This is a genomic window from Mucilaginibacter sp. P4_A11, assembly GCF_056402535.1.
On sequence record NZ_JBFUHE010000014.1, the window covers coordinates 125179 to 148503 of the forward strand.

Sequence of the window (23325 nt, forward strand, 5' to 3'; positions counted from 1 at the left end):
ATCAAAATTCTATACAGATGAAACGGGTTATCCTTTCCTTAATTTTCATTTTGCACCTGGCAACAATGCAAAATGTGTATGCACAGACTGCAGCCGACAGCAAACAACAGTATGCATCCATCGGTGATTTTCCCCTGGAAAATGGTCAGCATATCGTTAACTGTAAAATCGGTTACCGCACATTTGGGAAACTAAACACAAGCCGGTCTAATGTGGTTATCTATCCAACAGCCGGTGGCAGTACAACCTACATGATGCAACTTTTTGGTGCAGGCACTGAAGTGGATACCACCAGGTTTTACCTCGTATTGATCGATGCTTTAGGAAATGGTGTTTCCTCCTCTCCAAGTAATAGTATTAGCCAGCCAAAAACTTTGTTCCCTCAATTTAATATCAGGGATATCGTCAATACACAATATCAAATACTTACCGAGAAATTAAACATACATCATTTAGCTGCTATTGTTGGAGGCTCTTTAGGGGGCCTCCAGGCATTGCAATGGGCAGTAAGTTATCCTGATTTTATGGATAAAGTAGTTGCCATTGAAGCGACGCCGAAATCTTCTGCCTATGACCTGTTATGGATGCGTACTTATACGGAGGCCGTTAAAAGCGATCCGGCTTATCATGATGGCAATTATGCCGTTAACCCGTCTGTACCGCTATCGGTACACCTGATGCAATTGCTGCTGACAAGCCCTGCCATGCTGAACAATACTGTGCAGGCAGATAGTTTGTCCAACTGGCTGGCCTCGCTTGAAAAACCCAGCCCTTTTACGGTTGATTGCAATAATATGCTTTGGCAAACAAAAGCCACTATGATGCATGATATTACAGCCAAGGCCGGCGGCACAATGGAAAATACCGCTAAACGGATAAAAGCAAAAATGCTGATCATTGCCAATAAACAGGACCACGTGATTAACCAAACTTTGTCCATCAAACTTGCGGGCCTGACAAAAGCGGCATTGGTAGTCATGGATAATGATCTGGGGCATCTGATTTTTAATGAGCAAACCGTAATTGAAGCAACACGGAAGTTTTTATCACCATGATTTTCACCCATCCCCCCTCATCATCCTAACAATGTTCATGCTATAAATCAAGGAAAGCCCATTGCCGGATGGTGAGGGGGATAATGGTGACATTAAATGTAAATGTGAGCATGATTATGTGTTGTTAATATTTTGTTGAATATTCACTTATAGCGTCACATTTTAGCCAGTTCAATTTTGAACGGATATTGTTCACTTTTGATACAATAACCCGAAGCCAATTCAAATCAAACACATAACAGTCAATCACATAAGCCCTCGCCTCAATTATTCCCTTTAACCCTGTCTTCCCAATAATATTTACAATTATGTTTGTTATGTAATCTGGCATTTCCAAATGCTATCTTTAATAAAACAAACATCATGATACTCCAAAACAAAAACGCGGTAATATACGGGGCAGGCGGTTCATTAGGTAGTGCGGTTGCAAAGGCGTTGGCAGCTGCCAAGGCGAAGGTATTTTTAACCGGGCCCCATATTGAATCCATCCAAAAAGTAGCTGATGAAATTATTGCGTCAGGAGGTTTAGCCGAAACAGCTGTAGTAGATGCATTTGACGAGACAGCAATTGATCGGCATTTACAGCAAATAATAGTTAAAGCCGGGACAGTTGATATTTCCTTTAACGCCGTTGGGGTTGATGTAGTGCAAAATATTCCGCTTACCGAAATATCAGCCGAAGACTTTGTGAAACCCATTACCTTTACCATGCAAACCCGCTTCATGACGGCTATTGCAGCAGGTAAGGTAATGATGAAACAAAGATCGGGTGTAATTTTATCGCTTACCGCTACGCCCGGAGGTATTGGTTATCCTCATACAGGAGGCTTTGGCCCGGCTTGCAGCGCGGTTGAAAGTTTTTCACGTACGCTGGCATCCGAGCTGGGTGCTTACGGCATCCGGGTGGTTAATATTCGTTCGGGTGGCTCGCCTGATTCGCGAGTGTTTAAAAACGCCATTGATACCATGCCTGATGTTATGGCCCCTATCATCAAAAAAATGGAAAATGATACCATGCTCAAAAAACTCCCTTTAATGACCGATATCGCCAACACCGCTGTTTTCCTGGCATCAGACCTTGCAGGTCAAATAACAGGTGTGACTATTGATGTAACCGGCGGTACAACGGCAGCATTAAATTACAGGGTAAGCAGACTTGATTAAGAAAGGTTTAGGGTGGAATTGCCTTTAGTTAATCCAGAAGAACAAGGCAAGCATAAAAATAAGGTCGGAGTATTGCAGTTGCGATTTAAGGGTTTTCAGCGCCTCAACCATATGGTTTTTAACTGTATTTGGCGAGATCTGCAACTGATCGGCAATTTCTTTGTGAGTAAGATGCTCCACCCTGCTCAGCCTGAAAATCAATTGCTGCTGACGCGGAAGTTTATTGATGATCCGCTCGGTAAACTGCTCCAGGTCGCTTACCAGCACATCCTCTTCAGTATCGTTATGAACTGTAGCGATGTGGTTTACCAACTTATCTGAAAACTCGCGCGACTGGCACATCTGCCTTAATGAATTTAACGATAAGCGCTTTGCAATAACGTAGAGGTATAGCCAGATATCGCCTAAAGCATTCAACTTTTCGCGGCTGGTCCAAAGGTTTATAAAACACTCCTGCACTATTTCCTCGCTCTGCTGTGCGTCCTTCAGAAAACGGTAAGCCAGCCGGTAAACCTTGCTGCTATACACTTCATAAATCAAATCAAAAGCAGCCTCGTCGCCCGCTATCAATTGTTGGATATGATTGTTGTTAATACTCTTACCCACTGTAGTTTAATTATAATTGGTGAGCTAAAAGTAAAAAGTAAATTTTAATTTAACATAGCAAAAACATGATAATAAATTAAAGTAGTGCTGTTGTAGTGGTACTTTTTTAACGAATGAACATGCTTTTACAACTGATTATCAGCACAAAAGGAGCAAAAATCACATCCTGCATCAAGCGCGGTATTTTTCAAAGTAACTGTACTTTGTGCAAAAGTATTAACGTGGTTAGGCCAATTTTATTGCCGCAGGTTAAAAAAAACAACCTCCTACCGCTCAAACATTAAAAGCAATGGTATTTTTCCACCTCAAACACGGCCGATCAAATTATAACCTTACCTTTACGCCAGAAAAATCTAAATCGTTATCACTTTATGCACCCTGTTTACCGGACGCTCATTTTTACTGCAATAAGTTTATTTTCCCTTATTTTAACCATAAGCAGATGCCAGCGAAGGCAGGCCTATCAACAGCGACAAGCAGCCGAACTACAAAAGGGCTGGACACCAGAACTGGAACAACAGATGTATGATGTCTTCTATACGCAATCAAGTACCTTTAATACCACCGACAGCGTACGGCGTGAGTTTTCATCATGCTGCCTTACCAAAATGAAGGCCATGTTCCCAAACGGCCTTTCGGGGATGGAACAAATGACCGATAGTGTAAAAGTAGCAGTAATGAAAATGGGTGCCGACTGTTCGAAGATCGTCACTAAAAACATTGACATCTGGCAACCTGAAGTTGTACAGCAGCTTAAGCTGCAATTTTACTCGTACCCGGAAATTAAGCTTCTTCCCAAAAACGTAAAAAAAGAATATGTGGATTGTCTCTCGTTTAAAGTAACCACCCATTTCTCCCACGGCTTAAGTGATAGCAGTGCTAAAAAAGATCTGAAAAAGGTAATAGAAAAAGCAAGGAACGGGTGTTTGGTGATGATTGCTAACAAGTATGAAAAATTGAAAGTAAAGAAGGATACCACCAAAAACAGGTAACCCCTCATGACAACAATCCTTGTTAAAAAACAGGCGCAGAATGTCAGGGACCCGGAATGCATGGAACCGGAAAGTATTCAAGCCCTCCACTACCCTTTCCGCATCTTATTTTTCAGGTAATTACGAACGGGGATATCCAGGTAAATCATAATAACATAAGCCAAACCTGTTAATAATAAAACACCAATAGGGATCATGATTATCATTTGCCCCATGGAGGGCTTTTGTGCTTCCAGATAGCTCAGAAACATCCATAAAAACGGGTAGTGGATTACATAAAGCGGGTATGAAATATCACCCGAAAACATACAGATTTTGGCAAAGCGGGGATATAAACCAGCCCCGGCGCCGAGCGCTACCAAAAATGGGAAATAAAAGATCACGATAAGCGGATCGGTTATATGGTTAGCCTTAATCGAAAAAGGAACAAGGAACGCGATCAACAGAAACAAACCAATAGGTAAAAAACCTAAGCGGGATTTAATGATCCAGTTTGAGCGATACACTAAGATCCCTGCTAAAAAAGAGTAGAAAATCCGGATGGCTCCTCCACCAAAGGTATCTCCACCCCAGCCCACCCCAAGGTAACCTGCCTTTAAGGCTTCATAACACAACAACACTGCTGCAACTATGGTTAACAGCCATAGTACTTTATTACGCATTTTAACCAGCACCAGAGCATAAAAAATATTGGCAATGTACTCCCAAAACAACGACCATGTTGGCGGGTTAAGATGGAACAGGTTAAAATATCGCTCATGCACAATTGGGTATGGAATGAGCAGGCATGAACTCAAAAACATAAGTAAAGTTTGCCCTACCCCATAGATTGTATAAAGATTACTGAACGGATCAAAAATAAACGCTAATAACCCAATAACCGCCCCGATAACTACCAAGGGATGTAAACGGATAAGCCGTAGCTTAAAAAAGGCCGCAATACCCAGGTTGTTCAGTTTACTATCATAGGCGTAAGCTATTACAAAACCGGATAAACAGAAAAAGAAATCGACAGCAAGATAAGCATGTGCAATAAAGCTTTTGCTATAATCAGGAACAACAAATTCCATAAAATGAAATATTACAACGGCAATAGCCGCAATGCCACGAAGGCCATCCAGGATCTCAAAATGCTGTTTTGTTTTTAATACTGGTGCTGCTACTACAGGTTCTGCTATCTCCATTGGTTATTTATTCAAACGCCTGCTGCTATTTACCTGGCGTTACTGGTTAGTGTAGCGGCAAACATCCATAAAATAATCATGCAGCTATTTGCTCAAATACCACTTTGAGATGAATTGAAGAAAAATTGAGACGATTTATGGCTTTCAGCAAATCAAAATGCTTCCGGGAATCCTCAAACCGGGCTGGAATTTCAGATGCTATTTGCTATGTTTACTTATCATATCATTTGCTAAACCATATGGAATTTTTATCACTTGAGCCCTTTGTTCCCTCCGGCAGCGATTTTGAAGGCGCTAAACAATTGTTTCAGGAACTGGGTTTTAAAACTAACTGGGATTCGGGGGATTATATCGGATTTCAAAAGGATAGCTGCCGTTTTATTCTGCAACGTTATGACCAGCCTAACTTTGCTCAAAACTTTATGCTAAGCGTAAAAGTGACCGATGTAACAGCCTTTCGCCAAATGGTTATAGATAAGCAATTGCCACAGCGGTTCAATATCCGTATAGGCGGTATCAATCAGGAACCTTACGGCAAGGAGTTTAATATTATCGATATCGCCGGTGTTTGCTGGCATTTTGTAGAGCAATAAAGTCAGGCCAGCCAAAGCTGCATTCTAATAGATGATTTCTCTATAAATCACGCATTACTCCCGCTACTTTAACCAAAAACAAAATTGTACAGTAATGGGAAAATTGTAAAAATAAACTCATCAAATAACTAACAATCAATCAATTAAAAAACACCTCACTTTTCTCACTTCTACACAAAGACATCTCTGTATAAGTTACAGCCATTTCATCGATATAGCTTTTAGCTATATTAGTAGTGATCTAAATCGAACCTAATGGCCAAAACACTTTTATACATTGATGACAATCAAATAGATATTGCCATTATTAAAGGGATGCAGGACAAATACCTGGCGTTTGATGCTGTCACATACAGTACAGATGCAGAGTATTCTATCCGCTATATCAGGGAACATGTACAAAATGAAGATGAGCTCCCGGATGTCATTTTTCTTGATATTTATATGAATCCTTTTAGCGGATGGGAATTTCTGGATGAATTTACTAAAATTCACCACCTGATCGGGAAAACCATTGAGATCTATATCGTAAGCTTTTCGATACTTCCAAAAGATGTGACGCGTTCAAAGCAGTACCAGCATGTAAAATCATATTATACCAAACCGGTTACCAGGGAAACGTTTACCAGTTTCAGAGTTAATTGATAATTGGCGGAAAAGGTTTTGATGGAAGCGCGTTACGATTTTCCGCTCATAAACCCTATCGACTTTGCCGCTTCCTGCTTAGTTACCACTCCTTCAATGTAAAGCTGTCCGTCTTTAATTTTATAGTCGAGGGCTCTTTCGTCCAATTTGTAGTCGTCGTCTTTAAAAAGGTCTTTCAGTTTATTCAGCAGTTCCTTGCGATCAAACACCGGGCTGATGCTTAGCTGATCATTAACCGGTTCAAGCGCGATGCCATCAACTTTGTATGAAAATATTTTTGACTCCATATCGATAAAGATAGGTTATTAGGCCGAACCTGGACAAATAACGCCTTATGGTTTCCTTTTATAAGCCTTATGTTTTGCAAAACCATTACCGACTTGATAAATCCCGTTTACAGGCTGCACTTGTTTCAGTTTGCCGACGGATGTATCATTAGTATTATTGTCTGCCTCTTTATAAGCAGCAGGGATCCATTCCAGCTTTAATCTACATGAGTTGCTCATATCTATATCTCAATGAATATAAATTTACAAAACATGAGGCATAAATACTAAAGGCAAACTAATACAACATCCTATGCCAGCGCATCCGCGGCAAACTGGCGGCAAATTTTCACCTCTTTTACCGCGTCTGATCCATCGGGGACCTTGTACTCCAACTCAATAGTAGCCGGGAATTTATAGTGGTTGTTTTTAAGCAATTGCAGCACCTCTTTGATCGGGGTATCACCCTGTCCCCAGGGCTGGTTGGGGCCATCGTGAAACTTACGGTCTTTGATATGCATGCTGGTGATACGGTCGTGATATTTTTCGATAAACGGTATCGGGCTGCTGCTGGTACCCGCCACATAATGACCAATATCCAGGTTAATTCCGTTGTATTTCGACTGGCTTAGCGCAGTATCCCAAAGGGTTGGCGTAGCCTGGGTGTGGGCATGGTAGCCAACCATCATTTTATGTTTGGCAGCTATATCACCAAGGCGCTTGGTTTGGGCTTCGTCGGGCAGCTCAACAGTTACGTGGTTTACCCCAAGGGCCTTACCTGCGTTAAAGGCATAATCAATTTCGGCATCGCTGTTTTTTGTGCCGAGGGCATTGGGTTTCCAGGCGTAAATATTTACTCCTGCTTCATTATATTTTCTGCGGATCTCTTTAAACTTATCTATCGGGGCATTGGCACGCCATTCGGCTATCTTTTTGCCAAAAGCGGCCCAATCTTCGCCTGCCTCCCGTTTAGGTGCGCCTGCATAAATTTCTGCGGCATCACCCATGAGTTCAATGGCATTAATATTACAATCGATGCAATACTTAAGCAAATCATCAATAGTATCAGGCTTACTGCGGAACGAGTAGGTGATCACCCCTATCTGTACCCCGTTAATGCGCGAGTTGGGTTTATCAGCCAGGCCTGAAAGTACGCCTGCAAATGATGATTTTGAAAATGCTAAAACCCCGGCCGCTGCAAGTACTGCGCTGCCAATAAACCTGCGCCTTGATAAGTTATGCTGTTTCATGATTTTATAGGAAATAGATTGGTTTAAACCAAAGTTATCAATTAATTGATACCCGCAAATTGTGTATTGAAACTGTTACTAACGGAGATTGGCTTGTAGCGTTTGGCCTTATAGTACCGTAAGTATTATAAACTTATAGTATGAAAAAGCTGTTCCTGTTTGGCGTACTCGCTATTTTGTTAGGCTGTAAAAAAGATAATACTCCCAATAATGACCAGTTAATGGGCAAGTGGGAGTATCGTGGCACAAGCTGCTACTGCACGCCCCCCGATCCCAATTCAATAAAACCCGGAAATGGCAATATTATCATCTTTACCGCTAATACCTACAAGCGGTTAAAAAAAGATACCCTGATAAAAAGCGGTACTTACCGCACCCGCAAATATGACAATGTTCACGAACAGATCATGTACGATAACGACACCTCAAGCAATAGCATCACATTTTTTAGGATAGAAGGCAAAATACTCACCTTTTACGGAACGGTTCCTCTTGCAGCCGACGGACCTGAAGACCACTATGAACGGCAATAATATTAACCCAGTGGCCAGTGAAAGCACAACAGGTATCCGTCGGGATCAAGCAGGTGGATAGCCTTCCACCCATAGCCGGTAATTTGGGGCTCTTTAAGGTGCATACCCTTGCTTAATAAATAGTTGTACAGTTTATCAATATCCGGGTGGCCGAAATAAAGTGAGGTATCAGTATGGGCTGCTATGCGCTGCTCATCGGGTTCGGGAGGGCGATCTTGCTTTTCGTAGGCTGTATTAAGCATCAGTTCTATACTGTTGAACTTGAGTAAAACCCAGTCCACATCATCACCTTCGCCCGATGCTTGTGCTATTTCAAAGCCAAGCACATCGCGGTAAAAACCTATAGCTACAGGCATGTCAAAAACCTGGAGTAATGCGGCTACGCCCTGGATCTGTTTTGTAATGATGTTATTCATTTATCTATCAGCTTAACTCCATATAAAGTTACATATTCCCTCTGCACGAAAACGAACGATCCATGTGTCAGAATGATGCAAATTCAAAATCCAGGCAAAAGTTTATTTATTGAAAATCAACACTATACATACATGGCACTTAATTTGAGTTTATAAAAAAGATTACTTTATATATCATGAAACACGGCAAGCAATTGGAAAGGCGAACTTTCAACCAGGACCGTTTTGAAATACTTATTAAACGGCAAAAAAATGGCACTGCTACCTTCAACGAACTTAGCGAATTGGATGAGATCGTAAACCGTGACCCTGATATCCGTGAAATTGTTTTGGAAGAAATGCAGGATGCAGATACCCCAAAGCCTCCGGACAATGACCAAATTCAAACTATCGAAAAACCGGTCAGAAAAAGCTTCATCGAAAACATAAAGGCGTTCTTCAACCGCCTGTTCACTACCGGAGGTGTAAGCATTTACCCATCAATTGCTGCCTGAACAACGTAAACGTTGTATACAATTTTAGTATTCCATACCCTTCAAAACAAAAATGGAACAATCTTTATAGAGTATGTTTGTAGTATCGTTATAAAGCAAACTATTTATGAAAATATTTCAGCAAATGCTTCAGCTCAGGGAACGCAAAAGAGGTTTTCACCTAATCACATCTGAAGTAACTAATGCTTTGCCTCAAATACAGGAACTAAAAACAGGAATTTGCCAGGTATTCATCCAGCACACTTCGGCATCATTAACCATCAATGAAAATGCTGATCCAACCGTCAGGCAGGATTTTGAAATGTATTTCAGTAAAGCCGTACCGGAAAATGATCCTGATTATCTACACGATGACGAAGGTCCCGACGATATGCCCGCCCACCTTAAAGCCGCCATGCTTGGCAGCTCAGTAACTATCCCTATCCGCAACGGCAGACTGGCTTTAGGCATGTGGCAGGGGATTTATTTGTGTGAACACCGCAACTACGGCGGCAGCCGCACGCTGATAATATCGGCCTGGGGCGAATAAATAAAGAATAAATGTTAATAATTATTGTAAAAAGCACAATTAATTTACACATTTGACTAACTATTGTAAATTAATACTTTTTTAACCGGTATACATAGCAAATTTGTCTGCTTATATCGAATGTTATTCTATATTTGTTTTTACCATAAAATTATTACTGTTTATAAATGCTCAAGTATTCCAAGCAAACAAGGTTATTATTAGCTGTTGATTGTATCATTTTTGGCTTTGATGGCGAGGTTTTAAAGATTTTATTGATAAAAAGAGGTTTTCAGCCCGAAAAGGGAAACTGGAGCCTGATGGGTGGCTTTGTTCAGCCCGATGAAAGCCTTGACCAGAGCGCCAACCGGATCCTTAAGCAATTAACCGGCCTGGAGGGCGTGTACCTTGAACAGTTATATTCTTTTGGGCAGCCCCAACGTGACCCTATTGAGCGTACAGTATCTGTTGCATATTTTGCGCTGGTTGATATCCACAAATATGAAACCCAGATCAGTGATGATTACCAGGCCGAATGGTTTCAGCTTAAACGCGCCCCTAAATTGATATTTGATCAGCAGGAAATGGTTGAACAAGCCCGCAAGCGCATCCGTTACAAAGCTGCTATGCACCCAATTCTGTTTGAGCTTTTGCCTACCAAGTTCACCATCCCACAATTACAAACACTTTACGAAAGCGTGTTTAATACCACTATTGATAAGCGTAATTTCAGTAAAAGGGTACTGGCAACCGGCTTGCTTATTAAGCTCGCCGATAAAGACAAAGCAGGTTCCAAACGCGGCGCTTATTATTACCAGCTTAACATGCAAAATTACTATGCCAAATTCCAGGCATTTATGAACTTTATTCCTAACCCCGATTCGTTATAATAACATTTAGGTAAAACGTTCAACTTAATCGTCGGTAATATTATAATAAGGGTATTAAACACGAAAGCGCTATACCACAATATCACCGAATAACAGTTAAAACTAATCGTAGCCGATCCTATTTTTATTTAACATTATCCAACCATACTATTTTTTGTACGTATAACAGATTTAGGCCATATCTTTAACAAAAGGCCTGTTTGCTGATATCAGTTAATGAGAAAAACCGTAAGCTTCTTAGTATTGCTTCTGCTTGCTGTATCCGTATGTTTCGGCCAGTTCAGGGAGGTTAATAAGCTAAAAAAAGACCTACCCTTAATTCGCGATAGCATTCGGTATGTAAATACACTTAACCGGTTGGGTATGCTTATGTATGAGCAAAATATAGACAGTGCTTTTTATTATGCTAAAAAAGCAAGAAATATAGCTGAACGACTTGATTATAAAGCAGGTAAAGCCGACGCCCTGAATGCCATAGGAATTGTTTATGATCTAAAGGGCAATTTGCAGCTTTCGCTCCGTTATTATAATGAAGCCTATAATCTTTATAAAGAATTAAAAGATACATCAAACGTTATACAGGGTTTGATGAACATTGGCCTGGTATTTAATGAAACCCAGGAAAATAAAAAAGCGATTGATTTTTTTAAACGTGCGATAAACACAGGAAAAACGCTACAGCGCGATTCTATCATGTCATTGGTGCTATGTAATTACCTGCTTTTATACCCGGAGCAAGTGCCAAAAGATTCGGTAGAAATTTATCTTAAAAAAGCGCGGGCGATAGGAGTACGATTTAATGATAAACGCATGCTGGTTGAAGCAGACCAGATCCAGGGCCTGCTATACCTGCAAAACAATCAGCGTGAAAAAGGTATAGCATTATTACAGCAGGCTGCTAACAACGGTTTGGCAATGGAACTATCATACTTAAGCCTTGATATAATCATTAACCTTGGCGACCTTTACCTGACCAACGATACTGCTAAAGCTGTTGCATATTATAAACAAGGGCTTTCCATTGCCGAAAAAAGCGGTTATCATTACTATGAAAAGTTCTTTGGGAAAAAATTATATGATATTTATATCGCCCAAAACAACCTTGGTGAGGTGCAGCGCTACAGCGAAAAATTACTGAAGCTTTATGAAGATGAAGAAAAATTCGCTAATACATCCGGCTTCGATTACATTGATTATGCACTTAAAGACCAGGAACTTGAAGCTATAACTATCAGGAGCCAAAACAGGCAGGTGCTTGCCATTGTACTGGGTATTTTATTTGTGATAACAGCCATTACCGTGGTGTTTACATACCGCCTGTATAACCTCAAGAAAAAACATGGCCAAACATTAGAAGAACTTAACCACTCGGTACAGTTACGCAATCAAAAACTGGAGATAGACCATGAGTTTAACAACCGGCTGGTATCCATTCTTGCACATGATTTCAGGCAGCCGATAGGTGCTCTAAAAACGCTGGCAACAGTACTTAAAGACGCAGATTCTTTTACAAGAGAAGAGTTGATGGACCTTGTTGATACCATGGAGCATTCTTCAAATATCTCGCTGGAGATTTTTGAAAACATATTGCAATGGATCAAACAGCAGCTATCGGGCTTTGATTATAAAGCTGTTCCCCTGCCTTTAAAAGAGCTTATTGATGAGGCTATACAACCATTTTATTTAATAGCCAAAGACTGTGGACTTACGTTCGTTATTACAATTGATCCGGCTATTATTATTTATGCCGATAAAGAGTTGGTACAATTTATACACCGCAATTTTATACATAACGCCATTAAATTTTCGCCCAATAATTCAATCATTACTATAAACGCATCAAAAGGTGAGAATGACGTAACTGTTTGTATACAAGACGAAGGAAAAGGCATCTCGCCCGATAAACTTCAACTGTTGTTCAATTTTAAAGCGAACATGCAGTACAGTAATGAAAAGGAAAAAGGTGCAGGCGTAGCCCTCATGATCTGTAAAGATTTTACCGAAAAAATGAACGGCCGCATCTGGGTTGAAAACAACCCGGTTAGGGGCGCTGCTTTCTGTTATTCATTGCCCGACAGCCGTTAACCCCTATTGTAATTTTTAAATTACCACTTGAAAAACAATAGTTTAAGTTCGTAAATTTCAGATCAAATACAGTTTGCTATAACTTGTTATTAAACCTTTAATTTATGAAAACTTACTTACTACTGTTTGTGGCCCTGCTGCTTTCTGTGCATTCCTTTGCCCAGCAAATACCCGCCCGCTGGGACGAGCTTGTTGCTTCTGACTTCCCTGCGGCGCTCGAAAAATCATCAAAAACCTGTATCCTACCCATTGGCATACTTGAAAAACACGGCCCTCACTCCCCTATCGGTACCGACCTCATTCACGTACGCGAGTGGGCTGCCCATGCAGTTAAATCAGAATATGCGGTTGTATTTCCTGATTATTTTTACGGGCAGATCAATGAGGCCCGTCATCAACCCGGAACCTTCGCCCTGCCCAGCAAAGTGATCTGGGATTTACTGGAGGCTACCTGCGATGAGATAGCCCGCAACGGGTTTGATAAAATAGTGATCCTGAACGGGCATGGCGGTAACCCCGAGTTTATCCAATTCTTTATGCAATCGCTACTCAACAAACGGCATAACTATGCGGTATATTTTTACAATCCGGAAGGAGGCGACAAGGAATATAATGCAGAGTACCGAAAAATGCATAAGTCGGCCATTGATGGCGATCAGCATGCCGGCGAAAGCGAAACTGCTTCGATGCTATACTACCGTCCCGACCTGATGAAGATGGACAGGGCGGCGTCGCAATCAGGCGATAACCAGCACCGGTTAAACCTGGCCAACATTTACACCCCTATATGGTGGTACGCCGCTTACCCTAACCACTACGCCGGCGAAGGCGCTAAAGCCACGCCGGAGTTTGGAAAATTCATAGCCGAGCATGAGATAGCCAGCTTTGTACAGGCCCTCAAGGCCATAAAGGCAGATACAAGTACCATTAAATTACAAAATGAGTTTTTTGATAAAGTAGATGCGTTGAATAAGTAATTTATCAAGCAACCAGTTGGACTTTGAAGATAAAGACGACAAAGGGTGCCTGTCAGTCTGAGCCAGTCGAAGACTCGTGCGGATAGGCCGACCCTCCTATATCACATGTCCATCAGGGTCCTCTGTGAGTTCATGTTCCCTCAGGGTCTCTCGCAGAGGACCCTGAGGTTCACCGCCCTCTAACCATCTAACGGAATATTCGGAACAGCAAATCTGCATAGCGTATACATCAGGGTCCTCTGCGAGAGACCCTGATGGGACGTTAACCTGAGGGAGCGTCAAACACTACTTCAACAGTACCTTGGTAGCACCGTAGCCAAATTTCTCTTTACGGGCATCCATAAAGGTTTGTACCTTTTTATGCCGGCCTAATTGTTTGTGCAGCTCATTACGTAGTGTGCCGTTGCCCGCGCCATGTATAAAAGTAATATCGGGCAACTGATGAACAATAGCTGCATCCAGCGCTTTGTGAAAATGGGCCAGCTGGATTTCCATGATCTCCGAACTTGTTAAAAACTGGTAGTCATCACGTAGCTTTTCTATGTGCAGGTCAACTTCGCTGACCGGTTTTTCAATTACCACTTTTTCAATCGGCGTTTCAAAAAAGCTTTCTTTTAGTTTTTGGGCATCTATAACCAGTTCTGGCTCGTCGAGCCTGATGAGCCAACCTGGCTGGTTAAGCAGTAGGATGTTTTTTTTGGTGGTCGAAAAGTCTTTCGCTTTAAACTTTTCATGCACAGCTAATGGTGCCGGTGGTTCAACATTTTGTTTAGTGTTGAATAAAACACTGAAAATAAATTTAGGCCAAACCTGTAGATCGGCCAGTTGGGCTGAATAAATATTTTCAGTTGATTTAGGACCTACTATCCCGGCAAATTCGCCTTTAAACACTTGTTGCTTATCGGTTGTTAAAGTAGCCAGTAACTGAAACGAAGTTTCATTGATCAAATGAAAATGAACTACGGAATTAGCTTTGGCATCAGTAACCACACCTATGTAAACGCCATTTTTTATAAACTCGCCTGCAGGAATAGGCTTTTCATCTGTGATATTAGTACTTTTAGCTGTTCCGGCCGGCTGGTAACCATGCACATAAGTTACTTTACTGGCAAGCACAGGGATCTCAAAATCGTCGTCGCCGGTAACGCCTATCATTTGCTCATCAATAATGCGGGTAACAAAACCTTCCATTTTTTCATCAACAAACCGAACAAAATCGCCTAATTTATATTTCATAGCATATGTTATTACCGTGCAAAGTTAATTTATCCGGGCACATCCACCCCGATAATAAAACTTACTTATTTTTAAAGTAAGTTTGAGTAACAGATTTTAAGAAACATCAATTTTAACCGGATACTTTTAATTTCATACCATGAGCAACAATACCCCTAAAACATTAGATGCCGTTTTATTAAAACAGGTATTTGTCCACAACCTAAACCGCATCTATTTTGGCAAATGCTACCTTGACAAGCACCTTGAACACCTGAAAAGCCTTGCCTCATTTACAGCGCTGCAGCAAGCCATACAGGAGTTTTGGGAAGATATCAAAAAGCAGATAAGCAGGATGAATGAGATCTATACACTGATCAATGAAACGCCGTCAGATAAAAACTGTAACCCTATAAAGTCCATTGTTAAGGATGAATTTTGCCTTGACGAAGCGCAAACTATCCCGGTATTGCTGGATATGGATATTATGATGTATCTGCAACTGCTTGAGCATATTAATATAACCTCATGTCATATGCTTATTATGGTTGCTAAACAGCTTAATTATGCCGAGGCACAGCAACTGCTTACCGAATGCAAGGACGAATCAATTGATAACGATGAGCTTTTCACGCTCATTTCCAAAGAATATATCGTTACCGAATAAAGGCATAAAATAAGAAAGCCATCCGCATAGCGCAGATGGCTTAAATGTTAGTTATTTAATACCCCTATTAAAATAACTGATAACAAAGTAAAAAAAAATATATCCGATACCGCAAAATATTTATTCATAAATAAACTTTGTGACAGCTTTGTTACAAATACATGGTATTACGACGATTTATCAGCTGGTTTTTACTCTAAAATTTCCTGATTAATGCTTCCCGCATATCGTTATTTAATCCAATTGATTTAAATTGGCGACTGAAATTTAAGACGTATGATCAAACCCATTATTTTATCTGCCTTATCCTGCATTGTTTTTGTACAGGTTAAGGCTCAAACCTTGTATATGCCCCGTGATATACAAAAAGCATTTAAAAATGAGACCCGGTCGGCCGATGGCCGCCCCGGCAAAAAGTACTGGCAAAATTATGGCCGCTATAATATCAGTATTACAGCGGTGCCTCAAAATCGTACCGTAAAAGGTACAGAACAGATCACTTATGTTAACAACAGCCCTGATACTTTAAAAAGGCTTAACATGAAGCTGATCCTGAACATTCATAAGCCGGGCGCCGCCCGTTTTGGTGATGCAGCAGCCGACTATCTTACACCGGGCATCCAATTTGATAGCTTCTTAATTAATGGCGAAGCAAAAAAAGTTGCATCAGGATCAACAAATCAAATGGTAGGCTTAAGTAAACCGTTACTGCCGCATGATTCGGTTAAGCTTGACATTGGCTGGCATTTTGAAATTTCAAAAGAGAGTGGCCGCGAAGGCATGATCGATTCAACTACTTGTTACCTGGCTTATTTTTATCCGCGGGTATCGGTTTATGACGATTACAATGGCTGGGATAGGTTACCTTTCTTAGACGCTCAGGAGTTTTATAATGATTTTAACGATTATACCCTGCATGTTACCGCGCCCAAAAACTATGTAGTTTGGGCTACAGGCACCCTGCAAAACCCTAACGAAGTATTACAGCCAGAATATGCAAAGCGCTTACAGGCTTCGTTCACCAGCGATTCAACTATTAACATTGCATCAGCTGCCGAACTTGCCGCCCATAAGGTAACCGCTCAAAAAGACATGAACACCTGGACCTGGACCGCCAATGATATCAGCGACATGGCTGTAGGTATCAGCGATCATTATGTATGGGATGCTGCCAGCGTTGTTGTGGACGATGCTACAAACCGCCGTGCCAGCATGCAGGCCGCTTTTTTAGATAGCTCAGAAGATTTTCACCACGCTGTACAAAACGGTCGTAATTCATTAGGCTGGCTGTCACACAACTGGCCAGGTGTACCATATCCATTTCCTAAAATGACATCATTCCAGGGTTTCGCCGATATGGAATACCCTATGATGGTAAACGACAGCCACACTAATGATGTGCGTTTTTCGCAATTTGTGCAGGATCATGAGATAGCGCATACCTATTTCCCTTTTTACATGGGTATAAACGAGAGCCGTTATGCCTTTATGGATGAGGGCTGGGCAACCACTTTTGAATTGCTGATAGGCACATCAGAAGTGGGCAAAGAAAAAGCCGAAACTTTATACAAAACCTTTCGCGTTGACAGGTGGATCCATGATGCCGTAACTGCCGAAGACCTGCCGGTTATCACTCCATCAAGCGAGTTAAGAGGAGGATACGGTAATAACTCATACGGTAAACCATCACTAAGTTATTTTGCCCTGAAAGATATGCTGGGCGATGTGCTGTTTAAAAAAGCCTTACATGGCTATATGGACCGCTGGCATGGCAAACACCCAATACCGTGGGATTATTTTAACTCGATGAGCAATATCACAGGTAAAAACCTCGATTGGTTTTTCAATAACTGGTTCTTTACCAATTATTACATTGATCTCTCTTTAAAAAGTGTTACCAAAGTAGCAGGCGGTTACACCGCAACTATTAAAAACGTAGGCGGTTTTGTGGTTCCGTTTGATGTAAAGGTTACTTATGCAGATGGTTCGGCCGAGAGTATTCATCAAACACCTGCCGTTTGGGAAAAAAATCAAAAGCAAATTGCTGTAGATCTCAAAACCAACAAAACCATTAAATCAGTTACTTTAGATGGCGGCATATTTATGGATGCCGATGAAAGTAACAATACCTGGAATAAATAATAAAAAAATGCCTGTAAATAATAAAACCCTGCCAACTGGCAGGGTTTTATTATTTTATGATAGTACTAAATATTATGCGTTTTGTACAGAATTATTCCAGTCGTTAGCTGTTGTTTTGGCTTTTGATTTTGCTTCATCGGCAACATCACTCGCTTTGCCTGCAACATCATCAGCTGTTGATTTAACAGCGTCAACAGCTTTATCTTTAGCATCCCAAAGGTCGCTAACAGTACCGCTAAACTTGGTTTTAGCTTTATCAATTACATTATTGCTGTAATCTTTGATCTCTCCGGCTGTTGTTTGCGCCTTGTTTTTGGCGGTATCAACAAGGTCGTTTATATAATCGGCAATATCGCCTCTTAATTCAGTGCCTTTTTCAGGAGCTAACAATAAACCCAAAGCTGCGCCCGCTGCTGCACCTACCAATAGTGCTGCTATAATTTTTGCTTGATCTTTCATGTTCTTTCTTTGTTTTATGTGTAGTCGATTTATGATATTACAGGTTAAACAACAACAATGCCAGTTTTATATGAAGGTAACATTCAAATATTAAGGTGAGGTACACTACAGGTTAACAAAAAACAAAGCAACAAAAAAAAGGCACTCAAAAAATTGAGTGCCTTGTAGGCTTAATGATTATATTATAATTATATAACTTTTACATTTACCGCGTTAAGACCTTTACGGCCATTTTCAACTTCGTATTCAACGGTATCGTTTTCACGAACTTCGTCGATAAGGCCTGTTGAATGAACAAAAATTTCTGGACCGCCATTGCTTGGCACGATGAATCCGAAACCTTTTGTTTCATTGAAAAATTTTACTGTTCCTTGATTTTGCATTGTTTTATTTTATTAATGCGGCCAAGGTAGCTATAATTTACCGTAATCAAACAATCCGTAAAGGGTAATTTAGATTCAAACCAAACAAGCAGGGATGTATCAACCCATTAACAGGTTACTGATCAGGCTACTATTACCCAACGACTATCCTGTAGCATATCATCAGGATCTTCTACTATTCTACATACTTTTATTCGGCTCATTACGGCCCGCTCTATTATATTAAAAAAAAGCCCCCCGGCTTTTAGGCCAGGGGGCTCGCTAAAAAAATATTCACAACCAAAAAGCCTCAAACCACACACTTTACTTTTTCAGCTACATCCAGCATCACATTATCCTGTACTAAAAATTATCTGTCGATGTGTTTAAAGAATATACGATGTCATTGGAGCTTTAGTTTTTAAAAAAGATTAAGTTTACACCAGCAACCGCGAAGTGGTTTGTATCTATAAAATTGAATAATACTAATGAAGGCCTTTATATTTGACCTTAACGGCACCATGATCAATGATATGCCGTTCCACACCAAAGCATGGCAATACCTTTTAAATACCGACCTGGGCGCTAATTTTACCTGGGACGAAGTAAAACCACAGATGTACGGTAAAAACCAGGAAGTATTGGTACGCATGTTTGGCCCCAACCGTTTTACTACCGAAGAAATGAACAGGCTCTCCCTCCTCAAGGAACAGCGTTACCAGGACGAGTTTTTACCCCACCTGGCGCTTTTACCTGGCTTGCACGAATTTTTAGAAAAAGCTTATCAAAACGGGATCCCGATGGCCATAGGCTCGGCAGCAATTCCTTTTAATATCGATTTTGTCCTGGATAACCTTAACATCAGGCATTATTTTAAGGCCATAGTAAGTGCCGACGATGTAGCGCTGAGCAAACCACATCCCGAAACGTTTTTAAAAGCTGCCGAACTGTTAAACACTGCTCCAACGGATTGCCTGGTGTTTGAAGACGTACCCAAAGGTGCCGAAGCTGCTGCTAACGCAGGTATGAAAGCTGTGGTGCTTACCACTACCCATCAGCAAGAAGAATTTGAAACGCTGCAAAACGTAATTCATTTTGCCGGCGACTTTACGGATGACTTTTTTAGCAGCCTGGTATAATAATTAGTAGGGATTGTTATAATATTGCTTGTTTTAACGTATTATTGTTCAGAACCTTATTTATAAACCTGATCTGGACCTTTTTACGATGAAACTTAAATTCAGCTTGCTTTTATTATTGGGCGGCATGATCATCAGCTCATGCAGTGATCATATTTACGCGCCGGCCATGCACCATAGTGATATTGCATACCTGCCTAAGCCTGTATCTGCCGATGCTATTAAATCGGCCAATTATATTTCGGGGGCGCTGGTAGTTGATGAAAGCCCTAATTATTCGGACGAGCTGGTTAGCGCACAGCTCAATTTTAGCCGAGCACATGTATTTGATCATTTCAACCTGGCTTACGGTGCTTTTGGTAGCTTAGGAAATTATCATAATGGCGAGTTGCAGCCGCAAGATCCCAACTATTTTAAAAATAAGTTTTTTGGAGCGGCAGGAGGAAGATTATCAGGTAACTTTTTTGTAAGCGGCAGACATGTCGATTTTCGCTTTATTGGCTTTGAAGCGGCCTACAGTCATGAATTTGGCGATTATCTTAACTTCAGGAGGGCTATTACCGATAAACCTGGCTTTTTTACCGACCCTCGCGCCAATCTCTTTACCTTAGGCGGCACAACCGAGATCATATTTCACACCAACAAAGTTGCCAACCAGTTTGGCTTCAGGCTTTTCTGGGGCGGTACATTTGGTAACGACAACGTATATCGAAATAAAAACAGCGATTACAATTACAGGGTTTATAATCCTGGTATTGTAACCGCCGCCTATTTTATGCAGATCAAAAACTTTATTGCTATTGTTGAAGCCGGTAACTATGTGCAGCTAAGACTTGGCTACAGGTTCAGATAGTTTATTCAGAATAAACACTGCCAACCCTATCGCGCAGGTTATAGCCTGATGCCATTACCTCGCCATAAGCACCCGCTGTACGTACGGCTATCAGGTCGCCGCGGAATGATTCGGGTAACACTACATCTTTCTGGAAACAATCTGTGCTTTCGCATATCGGGCCCACAACATCATATTTCAAACTTTCGGACTTGCCGGCTTCCGACTTCCGGCTTAAGTTCTCTATCTGATGATAAGCCTGGTAAAGCATCGGGCGGATCAGTTCGGTCATACCTGCATCAAGGATCAGGAAATTCTTTTTCTGCCCGTTTTTAACGTAAAGTACCCGTGATATCAATGAGGCGCTTTGAGCTACCAATGCACGGCCTAATTCAAAATGTACTTCTTGTCCCGGTTTAACATTCAGGAAGTTTTTGAATACCTGGAAATAAGCTTCAAAGTCGGCAATATTGTTGTCAGGGCTATAATAATCAACCCCCAAACCACCGCCGGTGTTTAACACTTTTATCGGGAAGCCGCGGTCTTCAAACCATTCCTGCATTTCGTTAATACGGGTACACAGGTTTTTATAAACTTCCAGGTCGGTTATTTGTGAGCCGATGTGGAAGTGGATGCCTAAAAATTGCAGGTTATCGCATTTACGCAAAGCAGCAGCAACATCGGGCAATTGCCAGGTATTGATCCCAAACTTGTTTTCATCGAGCCCGGTAGTGATAAAATGATGGGTATGGGCATCAACGTTAGGATTGATCCGGATAGCTACACCCGCTTTTTTATTTTTTGCTTTGGCAAGGCCATCGATAATAAAAAGCTCCTGGATGGATTCCACATTGAAGCAGAAAATATCGGCATCAAGGGCCAGGTTTATTTCACGGTCAGACTTACCTACCCCGGCAAATACAACCTTCCCTTTATCAAAGCCATGCTCAATGGCCGCTTTAACCTCGCCGCCGCTCACGCAATCAGCACCAAAACCATAAGTTTGGATAGTATCAATAACCTTTGGGTTAAAGTTAGCCTTCATGGCGTAATGCACGTGAAAGCCGTGCTTTGCAGATGCATCGCGACAGGCACTCAGCGTGTTTTTAAGCACCTCAAGATCGTAGTAATAAAACGGGGTATCTAAGCCGTTAAATTTATCTATAGTTTTACTTGTGAACATTGTAGTATATCATCAAATCATGCTGAACTATGCATTTTGTAAATTGCTTCGTTCCCGCAATGACGTTTAAATTTAAAATCTCAAATAAATTAATTCCGAAATCGAAAATCCGGGATCCGAAATTAAAATAACCTGTTATGTAAGCTCCTCAAGGTTTCAACCTTATCCTCGGTTTTTACCAATAACGACAGGTTGTGATCGCTGCCACCATATGATATCATCCTTAATGGGATATGCTTAACAGCTTCCAGCACACGGGCAGCATAGCCATGTTTTTCGGCACCAAAATCACCTACCACGCAAATGATGGTTTGGTTCACATCTATCTCCACCGAACCGTAAGTGTTCAACTCTTTGGTGATGTCACCGAGATAAGTAGTGTCATCGATGGTTACAGAAACACCCACTTCTGATGTAGTGATCATATCGATAGATGTTTTATAGCGCTCAAACACTTCAAACACCTTCCGTAAAAAACCATGCGCCAATAGCATCCTGCTCGATTGAATCTTGATAGCGGTAATAGCGTCCTTAGCAGCGATTGATTTGATCTTATCCTTTTCGCTGCTGTTGGTGATCAGGGTGCCTTGCGCTTTTGGATCCATGGTGTTTAACAAACGAACCGGAATCTTATATTTTTGAGCGGGGAACACACTTTGAGGGTGCAGGATCTTCGCGCCAAAATAAGCAAGCTCGGCAGCTTCATCAAATGACAACTGGGCGATAGGTTGCGTGCCTTTTACGATCCGCGGATCGTTATTGTGCATGCCATCGATATCCGTCCAGATCTGTACTTCCTCGCTGCGGATACCGGCACCAATTAGTGATGCGGTATAATCGCTGCCGCCACGGCGCAGGTTATCTATTTCGCCGTAAGCATTGCGGCAAATATAGCCCTGGGTAATAAACAGGTTTACTTCAGGATGCTTATCAAGCAGCGGAAGCAGGTTTTCGGTAATGTGGTCAACAATGGGTTCGTTGTCCTCATCTGTCTTCATAAAATCTAAAGCGGGCAGCAGTACCGATGGCAAACCTATCTCCTTCAGGTAAACATGATAAAGGGTAGTTGAAAGCAACTCGCCCTGAGCCACAATGATCTTATCTTCAATGTGGGTGAACAGATCATTAGCAAGGTTGCTCAGTAATGAAAAATGGTAGTCGATAACCTCTTTGCCCTGGGCTAAAAACTCGGGCTTGGCAAACAATTCCTTAATAAAAATTTCGTACTTATCCTTCAGGATAGTAATCAGCTGCACCGCCTTCTTCTTATCGCCGGCGAGGTATGCTTGTCCAATTTCTACGAGGCTGTTTGTTGTGCCTGATACTGCCGATAGCACCACCACCTGGCGCTCGGCCGGGTTAATGATATCAAGCAGCGCTTTCATCCGGGCGGGGCTACCTACTGATGTCCCACCAAATTTTAAAACTTTCATTTTTATGTTGCTGTTAACCGTATATGAATTGATGTTTGAGCTATCATTTTACTGATTTTCAAGCACCAATATTTGAGGCGCTAAAAATAGTGTTTTAAAACGCTTATCTGTAATATGAACTGAATTAAAATTTGGAAGGGCGCTTGTCATCCTGAGTGTTTAAATCCGACTGACTCTGAAGATGAAATGACCAAAGAGGACCTGTCACCCTGAGCTTGTCGAAGGGTCGCGTGCA

The 23325-nt window shown here is 41.4% G+C and carries 26 protein-coding genes; 15 read left to right on the top strand and 11 right to left on the bottom strand.

What is annotated here, in order from left to right:
* The first annotated feature begins 17 nt into the window (after nucleotides 1-17).
* Together AC1DUD_RS23870 and AC1DUD_RS23875 are read left to right on the top strand one after the other, a co-directional pair.
* On the top strand, nucleotides 18-1055 hold the full coding sequence (locus tag AC1DUD_RS23870; RefSeq protein WP_477379087.1) for an alpha/beta fold hydrolase: 1038 nt from the start codon (nucleotides 18-20) through the stop codon (nucleotides 1053-1055).
* A 363-nt stretch (nucleotides 1056-1418) separates the two neighbouring features.
* A complete protein-coding gene (locus AC1DUD_RS23875) occupies nucleotides 1419-2219 on the top strand; it encodes an SDR family NAD(P)-dependent oxidoreductase (protein ID WP_477379089.1) in 801 nt (266 codons plus the stop codon).
* A 24-nt stretch (nucleotides 2220-2243) separates the two neighbouring features.
* Here the strand turns inward: AC1DUD_RS23875 and AC1DUD_RS23880 are convergent, their stop codons facing one another.
* On the bottom strand, nucleotides 2244-2825 hold the full coding sequence (locus tag AC1DUD_RS23880) for an RNA polymerase sigma factor (RefSeq protein ID WP_477379091.1): 582 nt from the start codon (nucleotides 2823-2825) through the stop codon (nucleotides 2244-2246).
* Nucleotides 2826-3196: 371 nt separating this feature from the next.
* Between AC1DUD_RS23880 and AC1DUD_RS23885 the strand changes: the two genes are divergently transcribed.
* Nucleotides 3197-3817, top strand: a complete 621-nt coding sequence (locus AC1DUD_RS23885) for a hypothetical protein (protein ID WP_477379093.1) — start codon at nucleotides 3197-3199, stop codon at nucleotides 3815-3817.
* A gap of 89 nt (nucleotides 3818-3906) precedes the next feature.
* On the opposite strand, the gene AC1DUD_RS23890 is transcribed toward AC1DUD_RS23885, so the two are convergent.
* Nucleotides 3907-5001 (bottom strand): acyltransferase family protein, encoded by a 1095-nt coding sequence (locus AC1DUD_RS23890; RefSeq protein WP_477379095.1) that lies wholly within the window; start codon nucleotides 4999-5001, stop codon nucleotides 3907-3909.
* 239 nt (nucleotides 5002-5240) lie between these two features.
* Here AC1DUD_RS23890 and AC1DUD_RS23895 point away from each other — a divergent pair, with 239 nt between their 5' ends.
* Together AC1DUD_RS23895 and AC1DUD_RS23900 are read left to right on the top strand one after the other, a co-directional pair.
* The gene (locus AC1DUD_RS23895; RefSeq protein WP_477379097.1) at nucleotides 5241-5594 is read left to right on the top strand and encodes a VOC family protein; all 354 of its coding nucleotides are present in this window, start codon (nucleotides 5241-5243) and stop codon (nucleotides 5592-5594) included.
* A gap of 255 nt (nucleotides 5595-5849) precedes the next feature.
* Nucleotides 5850-6239: a response regulator gene (locus AC1DUD_RS23900; RefSeq protein ID WP_477379099.1), complete on the top strand. Its 390-nt coding sequence runs from the start codon at nucleotides 5850-5852 to the stop codon at nucleotides 6237-6239.
* Between the two features lie 32 nt (nucleotides 6240-6271).
* Here the strand turns inward: AC1DUD_RS23900 and AC1DUD_RS23905 are convergent, their stop codons facing one another.
* The 3 genes from AC1DUD_RS23905 to AC1DUD_RS23915 form a co-directional block, all read right to left on the bottom strand.
* Entirely contained in the window at nucleotides 6272-6526 is a 255-nt protein-coding gene (locus tag AC1DUD_RS23905; protein WP_477379101.1) for a hypothetical protein, read from the bottom strand.
* A gap of 45 nt (nucleotides 6527-6571) precedes the next feature.
* Entirely contained in the window at nucleotides 6572-6745 is a 174-nt protein-coding gene (locus AC1DUD_RS23910) for a hypothetical protein (RefSeq protein ID WP_477379103.1), read from the bottom strand.
* Between the two features lie 71 nt (nucleotides 6746-6816).
* Nucleotides 6817-7755 (bottom strand): sugar phosphate isomerase/epimerase family protein, encoded by a 939-nt coding sequence (locus tag AC1DUD_RS23915; RefSeq protein WP_477379105.1) that lies wholly within the window; start codon nucleotides 7753-7755, stop codon nucleotides 6817-6819.
* 140 nt (nucleotides 7756-7895) lie between these two features.
* Here AC1DUD_RS23915 and AC1DUD_RS23920 point away from each other — a divergent pair, with 140 nt between their 5' ends.
* On the top strand, nucleotides 7896-8288 hold the full coding sequence (locus AC1DUD_RS23920) for a hypothetical protein (RefSeq protein ID WP_477379107.1): 393 nt from the start codon (nucleotides 7896-7898) through the stop codon (nucleotides 8286-8288).
* Nucleotides 8289-8290: 2 nt separating this feature from the next.
* Here the strand turns inward: AC1DUD_RS23920 and AC1DUD_RS23925 are convergent, their stop codons facing one another.
* Nucleotides 8291-8704, bottom strand: a complete 414-nt coding sequence (locus AC1DUD_RS23925; protein WP_477379110.1) for a VOC family protein — start codon at nucleotides 8702-8704, stop codon at nucleotides 8291-8293.
* A gap of 176 nt (nucleotides 8705-8880) precedes the next feature.
* On the opposite strand from AC1DUD_RS23925, the gene AC1DUD_RS23930 reads away from it, so the two are divergent.
* From AC1DUD_RS23930 to AC1DUD_RS23950, 5 genes are all read left to right on the top strand, one after another.
* On the top strand, nucleotides 8881-9198 hold the full coding sequence (locus AC1DUD_RS23930) for a hypothetical protein (protein ID WP_477379112.1): 318 nt from the start codon (nucleotides 8881-8883) through the stop codon (nucleotides 9196-9198).
* A 106-nt stretch (nucleotides 9199-9304) separates the two neighbouring features.
* Nucleotides 9305-9727: a secondary thiamine-phosphate synthase enzyme YjbQ gene (locus AC1DUD_RS23935; RefSeq protein WP_477379114.1), complete on the top strand. Its 423-nt coding sequence runs from the start codon at nucleotides 9305-9307 to the stop codon at nucleotides 9725-9727.
* A gap of 167 nt (nucleotides 9728-9894) precedes the next feature.
* Complete coding sequence (locus AC1DUD_RS23940) at nucleotides 9895-10596, top strand: NUDIX hydrolase (RefSeq protein ID WP_477379116.1); 702 nt, start codon at nucleotides 9895-9897, stop codon at nucleotides 10594-10596.
* Between the two features lie 216 nt (nucleotides 10597-10812).
* The gene (locus AC1DUD_RS23945) at nucleotides 10813-12681 is read left to right on the top strand and encodes a tetratricopeptide repeat-containing sensor histidine kinase (RefSeq protein WP_477379118.1); all 1869 of its coding nucleotides are present in this window, start codon (nucleotides 10813-10815) and stop codon (nucleotides 12679-12681) included.
* A 104-nt stretch (nucleotides 12682-12785) separates the two neighbouring features.
* Nucleotides 12786-13658 (top strand): creatininase family protein, encoded by an 873-nt coding sequence (locus AC1DUD_RS23950; protein WP_477379120.1) that lies wholly within the window; start codon nucleotides 12786-12788, stop codon nucleotides 13656-13658.
* Nucleotides 13659-13943: 285 nt separating this feature from the next.
* Here the strand turns inward: AC1DUD_RS23950 and AC1DUD_RS23955 are convergent, their stop codons facing one another.
* Complete coding sequence (locus AC1DUD_RS23955) at nucleotides 13944-14894, bottom strand: Smr/MutS family protein (RefSeq protein ID WP_477379122.1); 951 nt, start codon at nucleotides 14892-14894, stop codon at nucleotides 13944-13946.
* Nucleotides 14895-15033: 139 nt separating this feature from the next.
* On the opposite strand from AC1DUD_RS23955, the gene AC1DUD_RS23960 reads away from it, so the two are divergent.
* Nucleotides 15034-15540 carry a DUF892 family protein gene (locus AC1DUD_RS23960; RefSeq protein ID WP_477379124.1) on the top strand — a complete coding sequence of 169 codons (507 nt, stop codon included), beginning with the start codon at nucleotides 15034-15036 and terminating at the stop codon, nucleotides 15538-15540.
* A 276-nt stretch (nucleotides 15541-15816) separates the two neighbouring features.
* Nucleotides 15817-17682, top strand: coding sequence for a M1 family metallopeptidase (locus tag AC1DUD_RS23965; protein WP_477379126.1), 1866 nt, complete (start codon nucleotides 15817-15819; stop codon nucleotides 17680-17682).
* A gap of 72 nt (nucleotides 17683-17754) precedes the next feature.
* Here AC1DUD_RS23965 and AC1DUD_RS23970 read toward each other — a convergent pair whose 3' ends face one another.
* Nucleotides 17755-18141, bottom strand: coding sequence for a YtxH domain-containing protein (locus tag AC1DUD_RS23970; protein WP_477379128.1), 387 nt, complete (start codon nucleotides 18139-18141; stop codon nucleotides 17755-17757).
* A gap of 188 nt (nucleotides 18142-18329) precedes the next feature.
* Nucleotides 18330-18524: a cold-shock protein gene (locus AC1DUD_RS23975; RefSeq protein WP_110587018.1), complete on the bottom strand. Its 195-nt coding sequence runs from the start codon at nucleotides 18522-18524 to the stop codon at nucleotides 18330-18332.
* A gap of 467 nt (nucleotides 18525-18991) precedes the next feature.
* On the opposite strand from AC1DUD_RS23975, the gene AC1DUD_RS23980 reads away from it, so the two are divergent.
* Both AC1DUD_RS23980 and AC1DUD_RS23985 read left to right on the top strand, forming a co-directional pair.
* Nucleotides 18992-19642: an HAD family hydrolase gene (locus tag AC1DUD_RS23980; RefSeq protein ID WP_477379131.1), complete on the top strand. Its 651-nt coding sequence runs from the start codon at nucleotides 18992-18994 to the stop codon at nucleotides 19640-19642.
* An 88-nt stretch (nucleotides 19643-19730) separates the two neighbouring features.
* Nucleotides 19731-20495, top strand: a complete 765-nt coding sequence (locus AC1DUD_RS23985; RefSeq protein ID WP_477379133.1) for a hypothetical protein — start codon at nucleotides 19731-19733, stop codon at nucleotides 20493-20495.
* 1 nt (nucleotide 20496) lies between these two features.
* Here the strand turns inward: AC1DUD_RS23985 and lysA are convergent, their stop codons facing one another.
* Nucleotides 20497-21657 carry a diaminopimelate decarboxylase gene (gene lysA, locus AC1DUD_RS23990; RefSeq protein ID WP_477379135.1) on the bottom strand — a complete coding sequence of 387 codons (1161 nt, stop codon included), beginning with the start codon at nucleotides 21655-21657 and terminating at the stop codon, nucleotides 20497-20499.
* A gap of 122 nt (nucleotides 21658-21779) precedes the next feature.
* Nucleotides 21780-23090: an aspartate kinase gene (locus AC1DUD_RS23995; RefSeq protein WP_477379137.1), complete on the bottom strand. Its 1311-nt coding sequence runs from the start codon at nucleotides 23088-23090 to the stop codon at nucleotides 21780-21782.
* Nucleotides 23091-23325: the final 235 nt, after the last annotated feature.

Bases quoted from the DNA above. Each gene is read 5' to 3' on its own strand.
- AC1DUD_RS23930 (WP_477379112.1), top strand. From the start codon at position 8,881: ATGAAACACGGCAAGCAATTGGAAAGGCGAACTTTCAACCAGGACCGT.
- AC1DUD_RS23950 (WP_477379120.1), top strand. From the start codon at position 12,786: ATGAAAACTTACTTACTACTGTTTGTGGCCCTGCTGCTTTCTGTGCAT.
- AC1DUD_RS23875 (WP_477379089.1), top strand. From the start codon at position 1,419: ATGATACTCCAAAACAAAAACGCGGTAATATACGGGGCAGGCGGTTCA.
- AC1DUD_RS23995 (WP_477379137.1), bottom strand. From the start codon at position 23,090: ATGAAAGTTTTAAAATTTGGTGGGACATCAGTAGGTAGCCCCGCCCGG.
- AC1DUD_RS23975 (WP_110587018.1), bottom strand. From the start codon at position 18,524: ATGCAAAATCAAGGAACAGTAAAATTTTTCAATGAAACAAAAGGTTTC.
- AC1DUD_RS23910 (WP_477379103.1), bottom strand. From the start codon at position 6,745: ATGAGCAACTCATGTAGATTAAAGCTGGAATGGATCCCTGCTGCTTAT.
- AC1DUD_RS23885 (WP_477379093.1), top strand. From the start codon at position 3,197: ATGCACCCTGTTTACCGGACGCTCATTTTTACTGCAATAAGTTTATTT.
- AC1DUD_RS23970 (WP_477379128.1), bottom strand. From the start codon at position 18,141: ATGAAAGATCAAGCAAAAATTATAGCAGCACTATTGGTAGGTGCAGCA.
- lysA (WP_477379135.1), bottom strand. From the start codon at position 21,657: ATGTTCACAAGTAAAACTATAGATAAATTTAACGGCTTAGATACCCCG.
- AC1DUD_RS23920 (WP_477379107.1), top strand. From the start codon at position 7,896: ATGAAAAAGCTGTTCCTGTTTGGCGTACTCGCTATTTTGTTAGGCTGT.
- AC1DUD_RS23935 (WP_477379114.1), top strand. From the start codon at position 9,305: ATGAAAATATTTCAGCAAATGCTTCAGCTCAGGGAACGCAAAAGAGGT.
- AC1DUD_RS23960 (WP_477379124.1), top strand. From the start codon at position 15,034: ATGAGCAACAATACCCCTAAAACATTAGATGCCGTTTTATTAAAACAG.
- AC1DUD_RS23895 (WP_477379097.1), top strand. From the start codon at position 5,241: ATGGAATTTTTATCACTTGAGCCCTTTGTTCCCTCCGGCAGCGATTTT.
- AC1DUD_RS23945 (WP_477379118.1), top strand. From the start codon at position 10,813: ATGAGAAAAACCGTAAGCTTCTTAGTATTGCTTCTGCTTGCTGTATCC.
- AC1DUD_RS23870 (WP_477379087.1), top strand. From the start codon at position 18: ATGAAACGGGTTATCCTTTCCTTAATTTTCATTTTGCACCTGGCAACA.
- AC1DUD_RS23925 (WP_477379110.1), bottom strand. From the start codon at position 8,704: ATGAATAACATCATTACAAAACAGATCCAGGGCGTAGCCGCATTACTC.
- AC1DUD_RS23915 (WP_477379105.1), bottom strand. From the start codon at position 7,755: ATGAAACAGCATAACTTATCAAGGCGCAGGTTTATTGGCAGCGCAGTA.
- AC1DUD_RS23940 (WP_477379116.1), top strand. From the start codon at position 9,895: ATGCTCAAGTATTCCAAGCAAACAAGGTTATTATTAGCTGTTGATTGT.
- AC1DUD_RS23980 (WP_477379131.1), top strand. From the start codon at position 18,992: ATGAAGGCCTTTATATTTGACCTTAACGGCACCATGATCAATGATATG.
- AC1DUD_RS23890 (WP_477379095.1), bottom strand. From the start codon at position 5,001: ATGGAGATAGCAGAACCTGTAGTAGCAGCACCAGTATTAAAAACAAAA.
- AC1DUD_RS23985 (WP_477379133.1), top strand. From the start codon at position 19,731: ATGAAACTTAAATTCAGCTTGCTTTTATTATTGGGCGGCATGATCATC.
- AC1DUD_RS23900 (WP_477379099.1), top strand. From the start codon at position 5,850: ATGGCCAAAACACTTTTATACATTGATGACAATCAAATAGATATTGCC.
- AC1DUD_RS23965 (WP_477379126.1), top strand. From the start codon at position 15,817: ATGATCAAACCCATTATTTTATCTGCCTTATCCTGCATTGTTTTTGTA.
- AC1DUD_RS23955 (WP_477379122.1), bottom strand. From the start codon at position 14,894: ATGAAATATAAATTAGGCGATTTTGTTCGGTTTGTTGATGAAAAAATG.
- AC1DUD_RS23905 (WP_477379101.1), bottom strand. From the start codon at position 6,526: ATGGAGTCAAAAATATTTTCATACAAAGTTGATGGCATCGCGCTTGAA.